The organism is Paenibacillus sp. UNC451MF, from assembly GCF_000686845.1.
GTDB lineage: Bacteria > Bacillota > Bacilli > Paenibacillales > NBRC-103111 > Paenibacillus_S.
Genome location: NZ_JMLS01000008.1, coordinates 154,358 through 173,153, shown reverse-complemented (window position 1 = coordinate 173,153; position 18,796 = coordinate 154,358). Strand labels below are relative to the sequence as shown.

Here is an 18,796-nt window from a genome sequence, read left to right as displayed (position 1 = left end):
GTACCTTAAATAAACTCACTCAACCAATTTTTAAATCGTTCCATGACCGAAGGCCTTTGTTCGCTGGTAGCGGTTGATTTTTTTGGATTCGAGACGGATTTTTTTACTACACTCGTTTGTTTGGCAATTTTTAAATACTTGAAAGCGTATTGAATAATTCCAACACCGCTTGTATAAGACGGGTCCCTTACTCCGATGAAATCAGGTACGGCAATTCTGACCGATGTTGCAAGTTCAGCTTGAGCCACTGCAAGCATTCCCGGCATAGAAACCGTGCCGCCAGTCAGCACATAGCCCCCTGGTAACTCGGAGAAGCCCAGTCGCTGTACTTCCAAATGTACTAAATGGAATATTTCCTGTACGCGAGGCTCGACGATATTCGCCAAATCCACCTGCGAGAATTCCTTATCAACATTGCTTCCAATGCGATTTACTTTGAATACTTGATCAGCCGCAGCATGCTCAATGACTGCACAGCCGAATTTCAGCTTTATTTTCTCAGCAATGTCTACCTGAGTACGCAGACCGATCGAAATATCATTGGTAATATATTCGCCGCCGATTGGCAAAGTTGACGTTGCTACCATATTGTTTTGTTCAAAAATGGCGATGGTCGTTTGTCCTGCGCCGATATCTACCAGCACGGTTCCGATCGCCTTCTCATCCTTGGACAAGCACAAGTGGCCTGCCGCCAGCGACATGAGAATTAAACCTCCAACCTTCACTCCCGCTTTCTCGACTACACGGAGCAAATTATGTATGGCTGTCTTCGCGCCCGTAATAATAGTGGCTTCCACTTCCAAACGAACGCCTATCATACTGCGCGGATCGTGAATTTCATCCAATCCGTCAACCAAATATTGGTTCGGCACTACACCGATAATTTCGCGCTCCGGCGCTAGAGGAATGACCTTTGCTGCTTGAATAACACGCTCGATGTCCTCATCGCCGATTTCGCGGTCTTCATTGGAAACGGCTACTACGCCATGGCTAGATTGCAAAGCAACATGATTCCCGGAAATTCCAACGTAAACCTCTGCTATTTGAATACCAACCATACGTTCAGCATGATCGATCGCGCTGCGAATCGATTGTACCGTTTGATCGATATCGACAATGGCTCCCTTGCGAATACCTTCCGAGTCGGCTGATCCAACCCCTATTATATTAATGGCGCCGTTAACGACTTCCCCAATAATAGCACGAACTTTGGATGTACCGATGTCCAAACTAACAATGATGTCATTGCTGCTCAACCCGTGGCACCTCCTATAACTAATAGATATAAGCTTCTATGAAAAGAAAGCTTCTGTACTTATTCCACACGGTTAGGGTTTTCCCTCTTTTTTCACAAACTTTTTTCAACAAACTTGTAGCTAAATATACCATAAACTTAATTCTACCATTAAATCCCTAGATTGAGTAGGCTTTTCTATTAATTCTTCGGTGTTTCTTTGCCTGAGGCAGTCTTACCTGGATCTTTTTTAGGATCGACTGAGCCATTCTGAGAATTAGATGACGGCTTCTTATCGGACTTACCATCCTTGCCATTTTGCGCTTTATTCCCATCAGCTTCAAATGGGGCATGGGTATCAACTTCAAGCAGCGTCAGGACGCCCGTATTCACTTTATTTTCCTTTAAATTGGTAATGTAGGTATCTAAGTATTTCAGCTTTTCCGGTAAATAGCTTACGGTGGTTACCACTTCAAACTGTGAACGAGTATACATCTTGATTCGATCCGGATAGGATGTAGAAGGATCCGGTTTAATCTCAGAAATATCCATTAATGTAGAAGCAGGTGCAGATGCCAATGCCTTGCAGAGCTGAAGCTTCAGATCCGCACTGCTGCCCCAGCCGGTCAGTATAGGCTTGTCCATAATGAAATTGATGTCGCCGGATACTGTTACAACACTTCCGTCCGCCAATATAGCCTCCGGTTGATTGGCATTGCCGAATTGATAGGCGACTCTCGGATATTCTTTGACTTCGATATGAATTACCCCGGGAAAATGCTTTGTAACCGTAGCAGATTCTACCATTTTCAATGCTTTAACCTGCTGTTCAACATTATAGGAGGAAACAGCGAAAAAATGATCTCCTGCTTTAACGCCGGAAGCTTGCTCTACTGCCTCAATGGTCAGTAATTCTTGACCTTCTACCTCGACCGTCGTAATTTTGCTTAATGACGATTGAAAGAAGAGAATACAGAGCAGCGTGATGAAGAACAGGAATAAAAACAGGAGCAGCTTTTTGCTGCTTCTTGATCGTTTTTTTGTTTTTGGTTTTTGGATGACGGGCAATCTTTGTTCTTGATGCAAGGTTGTCCCTCCTAAGGGTTAGGAAAGCCTACTTCCTAAGCATAAGCTAAGAGTATTGCAAGTGCAAAACTGCGCAACGAACTATGTAAACCGCCGATATCCCCGTCTAAAAAAGAGGGGATAAAACAGCGGCAATGGTCATAGGAATCAATATAAGTAAATAATAGCTTATTCGGAAGGCACCGGCGAAACACGATGAATATGGGCTCCCAGTCGCGATAGCATCAGCTCGATTCTATCGTATCCCCGGTCAATATGATGAATCTGTTCAATCACAGTCGTACCTTGGGCTGCGAGACCTGCAATGACCAAGGCTGCGCCTGCTCGTAAATCCGTTGCTTCTACGGTGGCACCGTACAACCTGGGCACTCCTTTGACAAAGGCCGAGTTCAAATCCAGACGAATATCCGCGCCCATACGGGAAAGCTCATCAACATGCTTAAATCTACCTTCAAATACGGTTTCTTTCACTATACTAAGTCCATCTGCCAAGGATAACAAAACCATAATCTGGGATTGCAAATCCGTCGGGAAGGATGGGTGAGGCGATGTAACTATACGTTCTACTGACTTAGGTCTTGATAGACAGCTTACGTTTATTATATCACCGTGAATCGCTATTTGAACACCTGCGCGCTTCAGAACGTGAATCGCAGACGTTAAATGAGCAGGATATACATTCTCCAGCGTAACATTTCCTCGCGTTACCGCCGCGGCAATCATCATCGTCCCCGCGACAATCCGGTCTGGAATAATGCGATAAGTACATGGAGTTAATTCCGATACGCCTTCAATTGTAATAGTGTCGGTTCCAGCTCCAATAATTTTTGCGCCCATCGCATTCAAGAAGTTTTGCAAATCTTGTATTTCTGGCTCTCTGGCAGCATTTGATATCGTAGTCAAACCTTTGGCCATAGTAGCAGCCATCATAATGTTTTCTGTAGCGCCCACGCTAGGGAAATCAAGAACAATCTCCGCTCCCCGCAATTCTTTGGCCGTACAGACAATCGTATTACCGGATTCCTCGATTTCCGCTCCAAGTGCGATGAGCCCGCTTAAATGTAAATCTATTTTCCTTTCTCCTATTGCACATCCGCCCGGCTGATAGACTTGAACTCTGCCAAAGCGCGCTAACAACGGCCCCATCAAAAAAATGGAGGATCTCATTTGACTCATCAAGCTTTCGGGAATATGATGCGAATGAGCAGTGGATGTATTAACGGTTACCGTATCTTCATGATGATCGGTTCGGCAGCCCAGCGCGCGTAATATGCTTAGCATCACTTGAATGTCGGACAGATCGGGTACGTTGCTGATTTCAATAGTCCCCTCTGCCATCATACCGGCTGCCAATATGGGCAGCGCAGCATTTTTTGCACCATGAATCTTGATGGCTCCCGTTAGAGGTCTCCCACCTTCGATAACCAACTTTTCCAAAGTCCCACCTCCGATTTACCGCTCCCCCACCACCAATACTTCGGGTACAAGCTTAACGCCGTTCTTTTCAAAAACGATTCGCTGTACTTGTTCGATGAGGGTGAGCACGTCCTGAGCTGTCGCTTTCCCGGTGTTGATGATGAAATTGGCGTGCAGCGGTGAAACTTCGGCGCCTCCGACTTTATACCCCTTCAAACCCGCTTCTTCAATCAGCCTTGCAGCAAAATGTCCGTCCGGATTGCGGAAAACACTTCCTGCGCAAGGCAATTGCAGCGGTTGAGTCCGTAAACGTCGTTCCTTGTAAGCTGCCGTAGTTTCGATAATTTCTTTTCTGTCGCCGAACTGCAGCTGGAAAACCGCCTCGGTTACAATCCCCGGTTTCTGCTGTAATAAAGAATGGCGATATCCATAATCAAAATCAACCTGCTGCATCGTCACCAATTCTCCTGTCGGGAGCAGCACTTCAGCCCTTAACAGTATGCGTGACACATCGGACCCGTGAGCTCCGGCGTTCATATAGACGGCGCCTCCCACCGTTCCCGGAATACCTCCGAAAAACTCGAATCCAGTCAAACCTTCCTTGCTGGCCATGACAGACAGCTTAATCAAGGAATAAGCTCCTCCAGCATAGACGATATCGCCATCAAACCGCAGTGTCTCCATCGACGGTGCAAGCTTGAGTACGATCCCTCGTATTCCTTTATCTGCAACCAGCATGTTGGAGCCGCGTCCGAGAACGGTCCAAGACGTCTGATGCTGATAAAGCAGCTTAACAGCCTCAACTAGCTGCTCTTTTGTACGAGGGATCAGCAGCACATCAGCAGGCCCGCCGATCTTCCAAGTGGTATGAGGCGCGAGCGGCTCGTTAAGAAGACATTCACCGAATGTTCCGCTCAGCAATTGTGTTATGACCTGTTGCATGGGAAAACCTCCTTCACAGAACTTCCGGGGCATCCGATTTGGGGACATTACGTCCAAACCGGAATAACAACATGATGAGACGCTTTAATGAAAATCAATGGTCGCCTTCTGTCTGTCGTTATTAGCTCAGGTGTCTGTCACGGTTATAGTGTAGTTTATGTAAAATCGGTAATAGTGTGACAATCGCCCAGACAGTTTCTTCAAACCGCAGAAGCTGCCTGATTATAGGCTAGTTTCTTGAATCAAGTTAATGATTGTATCCGTAGCATCATTTTGTTCGTTAGATCGAATAGTTGTGATCATTCGCTCACGGTTATCATAAATGCCGTTAATGCCTTCAATTAATGTATCGGCAGTCAAATTCTCTTCATAAAGCACATGGGCATATCCTTTTTTTTCAAAAGATGCAGCATTCAGCAACTGATCACCACGGCTCGCTTGCTTCGTCAAGGGAATCAGCAGCATTGGTTTGCCTAAAGCGAGAAATTCAAAGATGGATGTCGCTCCCGCTCTGGAGACCACAAGATCCGTCATGGCCAAGATATCCGCCAATTCCTCGTTGATATATTCGAACTGCTTGTAGCCTCGACGATTAGCATACGCCTCGTCTGTCTGCCCTTTGCCGCAAAGATGAACAATCTGGTAACGTTCCAATAATGTATCCAACGAGTCCCGTACGGCTTTATTGATTTTTTGAGCGCCTAAGCTTCCTCCCATCACCAGGAGAACGGGCTTTTGCTTGTGAAAATCACACAAGTCAAACCCGCGATGCGCCTTTCCTTGCAGTATCTGCTCACGGATCGGAAGCCCCGTGCATATTCCTTTACCGCCTTTTATGTACTTAAGTGCTTCGGGGAAATTAACACAAATTTGATTGGCGAACGGTACCGATATTTTATTAGCCAGTCCAGGGGTGATATCGGATTCGTGACAAATAACCGGTATGCGATTTAACCAGCTCGCTACAATGACGGGCACGGAGACGAAACCACCTTTGGAAAACACTATCGAAGGCTTAAGTCTCCGAAGAAGCATATAAGCATCTCCTACGCCCTTGATAACCCTAAACGGATCTTTCATATTTTTCAAATCAAAATAGCGACGCAGTTTTCCTGAAGAAATAGAATGGTATGAAATACCGGCATGTTGAATAATATCTTTTTCTATCCCTTGCTTCGAACCGATATATTGAATATCCCAACCTTGCTTTTTCAATCTAGAAATGAGTGCAAGGTTTGGAGTTACATGCCCTGCCGAACCGCCTCCTGTAAAGACGATAGTTTTCAAGCCTTTCACCTCGCATAGCGGGAAATATTTAATAGTATACCTATCGAGGTTAGCATCAGTGTAAGCGATGACCCGCCCGCACTAATGAGCGGCAGCGTAATGCCTGTGACCGGAAACATGCCGATCACAACCCCGATGTTAATAACAACCTGGACGGCAATCATGCCGACAATCCCCGTTGCAAGCAGGGCACCGAACGTATCGGGTGCTGTAATGGCTGTTCGCATACCGCGCCAAACCAACAGCATAAATAGAACAAGAACAAATGAGCCTCCGATAAAGCCCAATTCTTCCGCGATAATAGAGAATATAAAATCGGTTTGGGGCTCAGGCAAATAACTGTATTTTTGGCGGCTCATTCCAAGTCCCAATCCTACCAAACCTCCAGGTCCGATAGCATAAAGAGACTGAATAGCCTGATAGCCTGCTCCCAGCGGGTCCTGCCATGGGTCCAGGAAAGCAGTAATCCGCTTTAAACGGTATGGAGCCGCGATTATAAGTCCGATAAACCCTACCACACCAACCATGCCCAGATACGATAAATGAAGCAGTCTGGCGCCTGCCGTATAAATGATAAGAAGCGACGCCCCTACCAGCACCGCACCCGTCCCTAAATCCGGTTGGAGCATTATGAGTCCGAATGCTAGGCCTACTAAGCCCAAAGGAGGCATAAGCCCCTTGGTGAACAGCGTAATTTTATTTTGGTGCTCGGAGAGCATTTTGGATAAAAACAAAATCATGCCGATCTTCATAAACTCAGATGGCTGAATACCGAAAGATCCGATACCAAGCCAGCTTCGTGCCCCGCCTCGAACTACACCGACTCCTGGAATCAGCACAATCAGAAGAAGCACAAAACATAGAATGAGTCCGAGCTTGGCATACTTTTTCCACACCAAGTAATCTACATTCATTGTAAATATCATAGCTGCAATACCGAGAACGGCGAAAAGAAGCTGTCTCTTCAAATAATAGTACCAATCGCCAAACTCATGAAACGCCAGTACGGCGCTGGCGCTGTACACCATCACCACGCCGATAGCCAACAGCATCATCGTACATACTAACATTGTCACATCCGGTGCAGACCGTGCTTTCGCCATACATGCCACCTCTTACCTTGTAAAATGGTAGGGTAGGCTTGTATACCCCCCTATTTAAAGGGTATGCACGGACTGCCTAAACATTCTTCCCCTTTCCTCATAGGAAGGAAACATGTCCCAGCTGGCACACGCCGGCGACAAAAGAACGATATCTCCAGCTTTGGCCATTGCTGCAGCTTGTCGAACCGCCTCGTTTACGGTGTCCTGCACACTGTTAGCAGTATCGACCGTTTTTACTTGACTCATGCCTGCAAGCTTGGCCACATGACTTATTTTCTCTTTTGTTTGACCTATTGCGACAAGTCCTTTGACTTTGTTTTGGAATACCGGCAGCAGATCCATATAATCCATGCCGCGTTCTAAGCCTCCGGCTATCAGAATCACGTCCTGCTCAAAGGATTCTATCGTTTTAATAGTTGCCGTAGGATTCGTAGCTTTGGAATTGTTATAAAATTGAACGCCGTCAAGGGTTGCTACATGCTCGAGCCGGTGTTCTACTCCCTTAAATTCTTTTAGCACCTCGGCGATCGTTTCTATAGAAACGCCGAACGTCAACGCTGCACAAGATGCTGCAGCCGCGTTCTCTACATTAAAGGTACCCGGAATCCCAAGCTCCTTTACACCTACAATACGGTGGATATTGCCCGTAGAATCGCGGTAAACGATCTGTCTCTCGACTGCTGGTACATCAACGGAGTAGGAAGGCTGGACGAATACACCGTACTCCAATTCCTCCTTGATGGAAAAAGGCAATACCGAAGCTTTTACTTCTTGTGCCAATCCTCGGCATACCGGGTCGTCCCAATTCAACACAGCTGTATCCTCAGCCGTCTGATTAGCAAACAGCTTGGCTTTCGAGGCGATATAGTCTTCCATAGTGCCATGATAGTCCAGATGCGTTTCATACATATTCAATAGGCAAGCGACTTTCGACCTGAAATCAGTTGTCCCCTTCAGTTGAAAGCTGCTCAGCTCCACCACCATATGATTGTCCGGACCTGCCTCCAAAGCAGCCTCTGTTAATGCGCGTCCGATATTTCCCGCAACAATAGGCTTTAGCCCGGCTTTGTCCAGCATCAGTCCGATCCAAGTAGTCGTTGTGGTCTTACCATTGGAGCCGGTAATGCACACCATAGGGGCTTTACACATATGGTAAGCAACTTCGACTTCAGTAACGATTTCAATACCTAACTGAAGAGCATGTTGGATAGGTTCGATCGTGTAAGGAATGCCGGGATTTTTCACGACTAGCTTCACGCCTTCATGTATGAGCGTAGACGGATGACTGCCGCATATAACAGAAATACCCAGAGCCGTAAGTTCATCGGCCTCAGGGCATAGGTTTTGTTCCTTTTTATCGTTTACCGTGACAATGGCTCCCAGTTCATGAAACAGCTTGGCTACAGCAACCCCGCTGCGAGCCAAACCTAAAATAACCACCTGTTCGTTCCGGTATGCTTGTGGATCCTTCATATGCTATAACACCTCGTTTAGAAATAGTCCGATTCCTGCCAAAACGATGCCTGTTGCCCAGAAGGTGATGACAACACGCCATTCGGACCAGCCAACCAGCTCAAAATGATGATGAATCGGGCTCATTTTAAATACACGTTTGCCTCTTGTCTTGAAAGATACGACTTGAATAATGACGGAAAGCACTTCTACTACGAATACACCGCCTATCAATACAAGAAGAATTTCTGCCTTCGTCAGAATCGCAACAACAGCAAGACCGCCTCCGATTCCGAGCGAGCCTGTATCCCCCATGAACACCTTGGCCGGGTGGGCATTGAAAACAAGAAATCCTAACACGGCACCTACCATTGCAGCTGAGAACACCGCGACATCCGGCATGGTATTATTTAAGGCGATGATAGCATAAGCTCCGAAAGCAACTGCACTTGTACCTGCCAGCAAACCGTCCAGCCCGTCAGTAAAATTAACTGCATTGGAAGTTCCCAGCATCATCACGACAACAAACGGATAGTATAACCATCCCATTGGAATGGAATAATCTATAAAAGGAATGCGAACATCTGTACTGTGTCCGATTTTTGCCAACAAAATGCAGACAATAACGGATACAATCAGCTGTCCTAGCAGCTTTTGCTTGGCGGTCAAGCCTAGCGAACGCTTCAGCATGATCTTAATATAATCGTCCATAAATCCTACTAACCCATAACCAAGAGAAGCGACTAGCAGGATGACCATTTCCATGCTCTTATCCGCAAAACGCAAGACGGCCAAAGCCAACGCGAACAGGATGATTGTGCCTCCCATAGTCGGGGTTCCGGCTTTCTTCAAATGTCCCTGCGGTCCGTCTGTACGGATTTGTTGTCCAAACTTCAGCCTCCTGAGAAGAGGTATGCCTAATGGTCCCATAATGACGGCAAGCAGGAACGCTGCCCCCAAAGTGATCATGACCACGTTAAAATCCACAATTGAGTCCCCCTAAAACTTTCCGTAGGAAAGTTACATCATAAGCATAAAACATAACTGATTGATGATTCTACTTTAATTGTTGAAGCAATGAAACGACCTGCTCCAGCTTCATGCCTCTCGAACCTTTGACCAGTACAACGTCATCCGGTCCTACATAAGAAGCCACGGCTTGCGCCAGCCGATTTTTGTCGTCAAAGGAATGAACACGGCCTGCCGGATATTTATTCGCAGCTTGTTCTGCGATATGTTGAGCCAGCTTGCCAAATACGTATACTCTATCCACTTTTTGGGGATTCAGCATTCGCCCGATTTCCTTGTGAAATTCCTCTTCCTGCTCTCCTAGCTCCAGCATATCGCCAAGCACTACAATCTTACGATTGTAGTCTTGCATTTCTTCAAGAAGAGATAACGCCGCTTTCATGGATGTAGGGCTCGCATTATAAGCATCATTCAAAATCGTAAGACCAGAAGGAGCTTTGAGCAGTTCAATTCGCATGCTCGTCATTACACAAGCCTTTAACCCCTGAGCAATAGTTGCAGCTGGTATCGCGAAATGAATCCCAACAGCAACCGCAGCCAAAGCATTAATGACATTATGAAATCCGAGTAGCGGAATGTAGAAGGACACTCCATCGAAACGCTGAACGCTGAAATGCGTCCCTACCGCATCCATACGTGTATTTAAAGGATACAAATCGTTGCTCTGATTTGCTCCAAAACGAACACGATGGTACCTTGTCGCATTCATGCCGCCCTGTGCTTTCAGCTCAGGAAGCACTTTCTCTATCAATGGCTCGTCGCCATTGTAGACCAAGGTTCCATCCTGCTGCAAGCCGGCCAATATTTCCGTCTTAGCCCTTGCGATCTCTTCTCGGCTACCAAGCTGCAGCAGATGCGCTTCGCCGATGTTCGTGATAAGCACAATCTCCGGTTCTGCAAGCTCCGATAAAAATCGGATTTCCCCTCGGCCGCTCATTCCCATTTCAAGCACCGCAACCTCGGTATCTTCTTCCAATTGCAGCAGAGTCAGCGGGAGACCAATATGATTGTTATAGTTACCCAAAGTCTTATGAACTTTATAGGTGGTAGCAAGAACGGAAGCCGTCATATCCTTCGTCGTCGTTTTTCCATTGCTTCCTGTAATGCCTATAATCCGAACGGACAGCTGAGATCGGTAGGCTTTGGCAAGCTGCTGTAATGCCACTAGCGTGTCATCCACCAGGATTAAAGGCACTCCGGAAGGACGATTCTCATGATCGCTCTGCCATAAGGAGGCGGCAGCTCCTTTGGACACAGCATCCTCAACGAACTGGTGCCCGTCGAATGACTCACCTATCAGCGGTACATACAGGTTGCCTTCCTGCAGTGTGCGCGTATCCTTGGATACGCCTTGAATCAGAAGATTATCGTCACCATGAACGAGAGTGCCTCCCGCCATGTCGGCCAATTGCTTTAACGTACGCTTAATCACGGTATCGTCCCCTTATCGCTTCTTTGGCAACCTCGCGGTCATCAAAATCATGCCTGACTCCCATGATCTCTTGATAGGTTTCATGCCCTTTCCCCGCAATCAATACTACATCGTCAGGGGTTGCCTGAGCAACGGCTTTTTGAATGGCTTCACGCCGATCCACCACCAATTCGTATCGATCCGTCTGTAATCCCGCTTGCTCAATGCCCGGAACGATATCCTGCAAAATCCGTTCCGGATCTTCAGAACGCGGGTTATCGGATGTCACATACATATAATCGCTGTAGCTGGCTGTAACTTTACCCATTAACGGACGTTTCGTTCGATCCCGATCACCGCCGCATCCGAATACGCAATAAATACGGCCTTTAGCAAATTGTTTAATCGTAGAAAGCGCGTTTTCCAAGCCATCAGGCGTATGCGCATAATCGACCAAGACAAGAAACGGCTGTCCTGCATTGACGACTTCCATTCGTCCATCTACAGCATCTATTGCCTCCAGACTCTTCTTTACAGCTTCGAGAGAAATTCCCTCCAGCAGCGCTGCTGTGATAGCAGCCAATGCATTGTAAACATTGAACTTCCCTACCAGCTTCATCTGAATGTCGACTGTTCCACAGAACGTAGCACATCGGAACTTCGTTCCTTTTGAGGTAATCTCAATTTGCTGCGCGCTCACATCAGCATCATGATCAATACCATAAGTGATCACTTGAGAGGAAGTTTGCTTAGCATAATACCCTGAAGCCGCATCGTCAACATTGAGCACCGTAAACTGGTGTTCATCAGGATCACGTGAAAATTCGTTACCAAGACGGGAGAACAATAAGCCTTTAGCCGCCTTATATTCTTCCATTGTTTCATGGTAGTCCAGATGATCCTGGGTCAGATTCGTAAAAATGCCGGTACGGAATCTGCATCCTTTAACCCGACCTAAATCCAGTGCATGACTGGAAACTTCCATAATACAGTAATCGGTTCCCGCATCCGCCATAAGCCGTAAATTTTTTTGCAAATCAACGGCCTCAAGAGTAGTTCGCTCCATATCGGTTACTGTAGAGCCGATTTTCATCCGGATCGTTCCCATCAAGCCCGTGCGTAAGCCTTGATCACTTAATATAGCATCGATTAAAAAAGTGCTGGTCGTTTTACCATTCGTACCGGTGACTCCGATTACTTTCATTTCACGGCTCGGGTAATTATAGAAATGATTGGCTATGACGGCCATGGCATATCGGCTATCCTTCACTACCAGCTTGGGAATATCAACATCGACATCATGCTCGACAACTAGAGCCGCAGCTCCCATTTCTACGGCTTTTGCTGCATAATGATGACCGTCTGTTACCAAGCCGGAAATGCATAGGAACAGATCACCGGGCTGCACCTTACGTGAATCGGTTTGAATCCCGGTAAATACCGTCTCGCCGTCACCCAAAATACGGCTTAACGTTAACTGAGAAGCCAGTTCCTTTAGCTGCATGAGTCCCCCTCCGTTTTTTACACATGGTATCTATTATGGACAAAAAAAGCTCTGATGAAAAGCCCAATTTTTCATTTTCATAGAAAATGTTAATTCTGAGAATCCGGACTGGGTGCGGTATCCGATAAATAGATGCGAATTGTAGAGCCCTGCTCTACTTTGGCTCCCGCCTTAGGCACCTGATTCACGACATAACTGCCAGCTCCTGACTTTGCTAGAAGGAAGTTGGAATTCATATCCTCGTAAATGTCCGTGATACTCATCCCGATCAAACTAGGCACCTCTAGCATTTTCGTATCCCCATATACATACTTACGATCCAACTGATCCTTACGCGGTGGAACATTCATATAATGGAGCGCATCCTCCATAATGTTCTTAACTAACGGAGCAGCTATCACTCCTCCGAACTGAATTCCTTTGGGATTATCTACCGCTGCATAAACAACGACCTTAGGATCATCAGCCGGTGCGAACCCGATAAAGGATACGATATGCTCAGACGCGGAATATCTGCCGTTTATAACTTTTTGTGCAGTCCCCGTCTTGCCACCGACACGATATCCTTCGATGAAGGCATTGCGCCCAGTCCCGTTAGCTACAACGCTCTCCAGCGTCTCTCTAACCTGCTTGGAGGTCGCTTCCGAGATCACCTGCCGAACCAGCTCAGGCTGCTCCTTCTGTACCATTTCTCCGGTTTCCGGACTGTACCACGCTTTCGCTACATGAGGTTTAAAGAGCTTACCTCCATTAATGGCTGCTGATACGGCGGTAATCTGTTGAATAGGCGTCACGGATACCCCTTGACCGAATGAAGTTGTTGCAAGCTCTACAGGACCGACCTTAGAAGGCTTGAACATGATCCCGTTCTCTTCCCCGTTCAGATCAATTCCTGTTTTCTTCCCAAAGCCAAAGTTAGAAATATAACTAAACAACGTATCCTTGCCTAACCGCTGTCCCATTGTAACAAAGCCAGGATTGCAGGAGTTTTCGACTACTTGCAAGAATGTTTCGCTTCCATGTCCCCCGCGCTTCCAGCAGCGTAAATTCGCTCCTGCTACTTTAATTGATCCGGGATCAAAGAACGGCTCGTTAAGATTGACCTTCTTCTCTTCTAACGCAGCTGCCAAAGTGATGATCTTGAAAGTGGAACCCGGTTCATAGGTCATCCAGATCGGCAGGTTGCGGTCATAGCTTTCTTTGGGGTAATCACGAAAATTCCCCGGATCAAAGCTTGGTCTTCCTCCCATTGCGAGTATTTCTCCGTTATTCGGATCCATCATGATCGCAATGGCGTCATTGGCTTGATATTTCACCATAGCCTGATCCAGCTCCCGTTCAAGAACGGATTGCAGATGACTGTCTATGGTTAACTGAAGGTTCATGCCGTCACGTGGCTTAACGTACTCTTCCGAGGAGTTGGGCATAAGACGGCCCGCAGCGTCGGATAAATACGCTATACTGCCTTTTAACCCAGTGAGCAGTTTGTCATACTTTAATTCTATGCCCGTCAATCCCTTATTATAAATATCCGTAAACCCAAGAATATGAGCCGCAAGGCCTCCGAACGGATAGAACCGTTTGTTATCCTCCGCAATTACAATGCCGGGTATTTTCAAAGCACCGATTTCATTGGCTTTCTCCAGCGTAATCTTACGTCCAGCCGGCTGTATACGCACACTCGATTCTTTTTTGGTAAGCAGTTTATAAATGGAATCTTCCGTTACCTGCAGTTGTCCTGCAAGCTGCGCTGACGCAGCTTTGGCATCCGTAATTTGCGCAGGTATGGCATAAATGGTGGGAGAGCTGATGTTATAAGCCAACTGAACCCCATTGCGATCCCAGATCTCCCCCCGTTTGGCTTCAAACGGGATTTCACGCCGCCACAGTTTCTCGGCCATCTCGGATAGCTCCGGTCCCATCCATATTTGGACATATCCTAACCTTACAATCAATGCAGCAAAAAGTATGGTACCTACAATTAAAGCGGCAAACAGCCGACGACGTACCGTTACATTCGATGCCCTCATGACCGTTCTATCCCCTCCCGGAAGGTTGTCTAGATTGTTTCATATCCAGACTATTCGGGACAACCTTAGGATAGAACAAGCTTACCGGTTTGGTGGGACAACTTTTTTACCTGACGCATCATTTGCCTTGGAAGCGTCAGCCGTTTTGCCCGAATCCTTTTTGTCTGACTTGGCGCCAGCATTGTCGGAGATCGGAGTTTGCAGAAGTTCATTATATGGCTTCAACTGCAAGGTTACGACCTTGGTGTCGCCTTCTGTCGATACCGTTTGAGAAGCGACATACCCTTCACCCGTAGATTGACACTTTGCTTTGATAAAGGAGCAAACCTCCAGCGCATCTCTTAGCGATTTCCCCGTTAAATCAGGTACGTTAGGATCGCCATTCTCCTGCATCGTTACATAAATTCGTTGAGTAGAGCCGATTTCAGTACCTGGTGCCGGAGATTGGGACGTAATTTTCGGCCCTTTTCCTATGGCTTCTACAACAACGTCATACTTATTCATTGCTGTTCGAGCTTGTTCTAATGTCATTCCGACCAATTCCGGCATAGTTGCTTTAACTTCCTTTTCAGCTGCCTTCGTTTGCTGTGATGAAGAGGGAACCCCCATATATCGAAGCGTTTGGGCAACGATCTCCTTAAACGCAGGAGGAGCCACTTCACTGCCTCGATGGTAGTCTCCGCCCAAATCGGGTTGGTCCGCAATAATACTGACCAAAATTTTCGGGTCTTCCACTGGGGCAAAGCCGATAAACGAAATAACCCATTTATCAGGAGAATACCCTTTGCCACCCGGTTCAACCACATTTGCCGTTCCCGTCTTACCGGCTACGCGATAACCTTCGATCGCAGCCTTCTTCCCCGTTCCAATTTTCTGGTCGCTTACGACCTGCTCCAGCAGCTCGCTAACCTGTTTGGCTGTCGCTTCCGATACGACCTGACGGACGAATGTCGGCTCGAACGATTGGATAACCTCTTTGGTTCGAGGGTTATAAATTTCCTTAACAACATGCGGCCACATCAGCTTGCCTCCATTGGCGATAGCTCCGTAGGCGGCGGTTTGCTGAATGGACGTTGCAGTTAAGCCTTGCCCATAGGTTGCCGTAGCGTATTCTACCGGATATTTCATATTGACATTGCCGGGCACTTCCCCTGCGACATCGATTCCCGTTTTGGCGCCAAAGCCAAATTTTTTAATATACTGCTTCAGCAAGTCTTGGCCCAACTTCTCATAACCCAATTTAACAAAAGCAACGTTACTTGAACGTTTCAACCCCTCTAAATAGCTAATCGGCCCCCAACCAACAATGTTATGGTCGTGCAGCTTATTTCCCGGAACGGCAATGGCACCGGACTGAAAAAAATCATTCGGATTGAACTGCCCTTCCTCTACAGACCCCGCTAACGTTACGATCTTAAAGGTCGAACCTGGCTCGTATTGCGAAGCAACTGCGTTATTGAAAAAATCCTGCGGGTTGGCTTCCCAATATTTGTTCGGGTTAAAGTTCGGAAAGCTCGCCATTCCAAGTATCTCCATCGTCTTCGGATCGGCCGCGATGGCTGTTATGCTCTTCGGATGATATTGGTTATAGACCTTCTCCAAAGCGCTTTCCATGTAAAATTGAATGTTTTTATCAATCGTAAGCTTAACGCTATTGCCGTCTACCGCTGGAACATAGTTTACTTTGGCGTCCGGAAGCTCGACACCTGTACGATCTTTTTCATAGGACCGGAAGCCGGGAATTCCTTTTAGCACCTTATCCAATGCAAGCTCCAGCCCCATGACCGGCTTGCCTTCCTTATTGTCATAGCCAAGCAGCTGAGATGCCAGCCTTCCTCCCGGATAAAACCGTTTCTGATCCTCAATTAGAGTTATGCCGATAGAATTGGACTTCACTTGCTTTTTCAATTCTTCAGACAATTGCTTGATTTGATCGGCTACCTCGGCATCAATCTTCCACCCTTCATTGCGAAGTTCGACCTGTGGATACTGTGCTGTAGGATATTCTTTAGTCACAATCTTCCTTATCTTGTCTTCTAATTCCGCTATATCCCCAGGGTCATCCGATGTTTTCAAGATGGATGCCAGTCCTTTGGTTACTGCCGTTTGAAGCCCTTTAGCTTGAATGATTTTGGGATTCAAAGCAACCGTATAGGCGGGCGCATCCTCTGCAAGCACTTTATCGTTACGATCAAGTATCATGCCGCGAACCGGACGCAGCACATCCTCGGTTTCCCATTTCTCTTGCGCCTTGGCCAACAACTGCTTTCCATCTACGATTTGAACCCAGTACAATCTCCCTAATAAGGCAACAAAAAGGAGGGTAAATACCCCCCCAATTAAAAGCGATCTCAACTTCGTTTTTTTATTCATATTCATCTCTCCCAGTCAGATGATCACGGGGTATCCGGTTTTTTCTGGTTGGCAGCCGTCGCATTGGGTGGACTTTCCGTATTTTGGCGCGCTACTTTACTGATCTGTTTTTCATCCGTTGGCCCCATACCCCATTTTTTCGCTTCTTCTCTTAAACGATCCGGACTGGAAAGCTTGTCTACTGAACGTTTGAGCACACTATTCTCAGCCTGCAGCATTTGAATATCGGTTTCGAGCTTCATAATTCGTGTGTTCATCTCGTAAATTTGGGCGTAGCGCCAAATAATTAAGCTGGCTACGGCCACACATACAAGAACGGTAAACAGATACAATAGCTTCTCTTGGACAGGAAGCGATTTACTCCGATAAACGATTTTTTTCGTTTCTTTGATACTCACCTTTTGACCCGATTTTTGCTCTACAGCCAGGTTCCCATGAATGTATGCAGGCATATAGTTTCTCCTCCTTCACTACCCGTAAATAGTTTATGATGTTTAGCTATTATAGTTTTTCAGCAATCCGCAGTTTGGCAGATCGTGCTCTTGGGTTAGCTTCCAGCTCGCCCGTTCCAGCCTCAATGGGCTTACGATTAATTAGCTTTACGATTCCTTTGCTTCCGCAAACACATAACGGAAAGTCCGGTGGGCACGTGCAGCGCTCGACATACTTGGCAAACGTTTGTTTACAGATCCGGTCCTCCAATGAGTGGAACGTAATGACAGCAACCCGTCCTCCCGGCGCTAAGCAGCGGATAGATTGCTCTAATGCTTCCTCGAATGCTCCCAGCTCATCATTAACCGCTATTCTTAAAGCTTGGAAGCTTCGTTTGGCTGGGTGCGGTCCGCTGCGTCGCGCCGCGGCAGGAATGCCTTCCTTGATAAGCTCAACCAATTGTCCTGTTGTCTCGATAGTTCCTTTGCTTCTAGCTGCTGCGATACTAGCTGCAATCCGCCGCGCAAACTTCTCTTCGCCGTACTCGAATAATATCCGTGCAATTTCCTGCTCTGGCCATTCATTTACAATTTCTTTAGCCGTTAAATCCGCCGTCTGATCCATTCTCATGTCCAGTTCAGCATCGTGATTATAGCTGAAGCCTCTCTCCGCTTCATCCAGCTGTGGCGACGACACACCCAAATCGAATAAAATTCCATCTACTTGAGGCAACCCGTCTTTTACCGCTCTAGGAATTAAACGTAGTTGGTTCTCTATTTCACGAAAATTGCTTCTTATAAGCTCTACTCTATCCTTATAAGGAGCTAGCTTGGTCTCCGCATTAGCAAGCGCCGCATCATCCTGATCGAATGCTATCAATAAGCCTCCGTCACTTAACTGAGCCGCAATAGCAGAGCTATGCCCCGCTCCTCCCAATGTACAGTCAACATAGACGCCATCCGGTTTTATTTCCAAACCGTCAACGGCTTCTTCCTTCAAAACGGTGATGTGATGAAACATGCTGCTTAATTCCTCCTGTGTAAGTCATTCGGTTATTATAAATCAAAGTTAAAATCCACAAGCTTCTCGGCGATTTCGTTGAACGACTCTTCCGATTGTTGGGAATAGGATTCCCACATTTGCTTGCTCCAAATCTCAACCCGATTAGAAACACCGATGACGACGCAGTCCTTTTCCAGTTTGGCGTGCTCAATCAGATTGTTGGGCAAGTTCATTCTGCCCTGCTTATCCAGTTCACACTCCGTAGCTCCGGAGAAGAAAAAACGCGTAAATGCGCGTGCGTCCGATTTCATTAAAGATAATGCCTTGAGCTTCTGCTCAAGGATACTCCACTCTTCCCTGGGGTAAACGAACAAGCATTGGTCCAGGCCGCGGGTTACGATGAAGGATGGTCCAAGGGATTCACGAAATTTAGCCGGCACAATCATGCGACCTTTATCATCGATGCTGTGCTGGTATTCTCCCATGAACATACAA

The 18,796-nt window shown here is 46.8% G+C and carries 15 protein-coding genes; all 15 read right to left on the bottom strand.

The window, feature by feature from the left end:
- Nucleotides 1–5: 5 nt before the first annotated feature.
- The 15 genes from ftsA to mraZ all read right to left on the bottom strand — a co-directional run bounded on the left by ftsA (nt 6) and on the right by mraZ (nt 18,792).
- Nucleotides 6–1,256 (bottom strand): cell division protein FtsA, encoded by a 1,251-nt coding sequence (ftsA, locus tag BP97_RS0111825; protein ID WP_028549288.1) that lies wholly within the window; start codon nt 1,254–1,256, stop codon nt 6–8.
- Nucleotides 1,257–1,435: 179 nt separating this feature from the next.
- Nucleotides 1,436–2,320 (bottom strand): cell division protein FtsQ/DivIB, encoded by an 885-nt coding sequence (locus BP97_RS36005; RefSeq protein ID WP_036745752.1) that lies wholly within the window; start codon nt 2,318–2,320, stop codon nt 1,436–1,438.
- A 168-nt stretch (nt 2,321–2,488) separates the two neighbouring features.
- Nucleotides 2,489–3,757 (bottom strand): UDP-N-acetylglucosamine 1-carboxyvinyltransferase, encoded by a 1,269-nt coding sequence (gene murA / locus BP97_RS0111815; RefSeq protein ID WP_028549287.1) that lies wholly within the window; start codon nt 3,755–3,757, stop codon nt 2,489–2,491.
- A gap of 15 nt (nt 3,758–3,772) precedes the next feature.
- The gene (murB, locus tag BP97_RS0111810; RefSeq protein WP_028549286.1) at nt 3,773–4,678 is read right to left on the bottom strand and encodes a UDP-N-acetylmuramate dehydrogenase; all 906 of its coding nucleotides are present in this window, start codon (nt 4,676–4,678) and stop codon (nt 3,773–3,775) included.
- A 222-nt stretch (nt 4,679–4,900) separates the two neighbouring features.
- Nucleotides 4,901–5,965, bottom strand: a complete 1,065-nt coding sequence (locus tag BP97_RS0111805; protein WP_028549285.1) for an undecaprenyldiphospho-muramoylpentapeptide beta-N-acetylglucosaminyltransferase — start codon at nt 5,963–5,965, stop codon at nt 4,901–4,903.
- 5 nt (nt 5,966–5,970) lie between these two features.
- Nucleotides 5,971–7,068 carry a stage V sporulation protein E gene (gene spoVE, locus BP97_RS0111800; RefSeq protein WP_028549284.1) on the bottom strand — a complete coding sequence of 366 codons (1,098 nt, stop codon included), beginning with the start codon at nt 7,066–7,068 and terminating at the stop codon, nt 5,971–5,973.
- A 54-nt stretch (nt 7,069–7,122) separates the two neighbouring features.
- Complete coding sequence (gene murD / locus BP97_RS0111795; RefSeq protein ID WP_028549283.1) at nt 7,123–8,541, bottom strand: UDP-N-acetylmuramoyl-L-alanine--D-glutamate ligase; 1,419 nt, start codon at nt 8,539–8,541, stop codon at nt 7,123–7,125.
- A gap of 3 nt (nt 8,542–8,544) precedes the next feature.
- Entirely contained in the window at nt 8,545–9,507 is a 963-nt protein-coding gene (mraY, locus tag BP97_RS0111790; protein WP_028549282.1) for a phospho-N-acetylmuramoyl-pentapeptide-transferase, read from the bottom strand.
- A gap of 70 nt (nt 9,508–9,577) precedes the next feature.
- Nucleotides 9,578–10,981, bottom strand: coding sequence for a UDP-N-acetylmuramoyl-tripeptide--D-alanyl-D-alanine ligase (locus BP97_RS0111785; RefSeq protein WP_028549281.1), 1,404 nt, complete (start codon nt 10,979–10,981; stop codon nt 9,578–9,580).
- Nucleotides 10,974–12,464, bottom strand: coding sequence for a UDP-N-acetylmuramoyl-L-alanyl-D-glutamate--2,6-diaminopimelate ligase (locus BP97_RS0111780; RefSeq protein ID WP_028549280.1), 1,491 nt, complete (start codon nt 12,462–12,464; stop codon nt 10,974–10,976). Before BP97_RS0111780 ends, BP97_RS0111785 begins: the two co-directional genes overlap by 8 nt.
- Before the next feature lie 89 nt (nt 12,465–12,553).
- On the bottom strand, nt 12,554–14,494 hold the full coding sequence (locus tag BP97_RS0111775; protein ID WP_028549279.1) for a stage V sporulation protein D: 1,941 nt from the start codon (nt 14,492–14,494) through the stop codon (nt 12,554–12,556).
- Nucleotides 14,495–14,575: 81 nt separating this feature from the next.
- The gene (locus BP97_RS0111770; protein WP_028549278.1) at nt 14,576–16,867 is read right to left on the bottom strand and encodes a penicillin-binding transpeptidase domain-containing protein; all 2,292 of its coding nucleotides are present in this window, start codon (nt 16,865–16,867) and stop codon (nt 14,576–14,578) included.
- Nucleotides 16,868–16,890: 23 nt separating this feature from the next.
- Nucleotides 16,891–17,319 carry a cell division protein FtsL gene (ftsL, locus tag BP97_RS0111765; protein ID WP_028549277.1) on the bottom strand — a complete coding sequence of 143 codons (429 nt, stop codon included), beginning with the start codon at nt 17,317–17,319 and terminating at the stop codon, nt 16,891–16,893.
- 49 nt (nt 17,320–17,368) lie between these two features.
- On the bottom strand, nt 17,369–18,319 hold the full coding sequence (rsmH, locus tag BP97_RS0111760) for a 16S rRNA (cytosine(1402)-N(4))-methyltransferase RsmH (RefSeq protein WP_028549276.1): 951 nt from the start codon (nt 18,317–18,319) through the stop codon (nt 17,369–17,371).
- A 35-nt stretch (nt 18,320–18,354) separates the two neighbouring features.
- The gene (gene mraZ / locus BP97_RS0111755) at nt 18,355–18,792 is read right to left on the bottom strand and encodes a division/cell wall cluster transcriptional repressor MraZ (RefSeq protein WP_028549275.1); all 438 of its coding nucleotides are present in this window, start codon (nt 18,790–18,792) and stop codon (nt 18,355–18,357) included.
- Nucleotides 18,793–18,796: the final 4 nt, after the last annotated feature.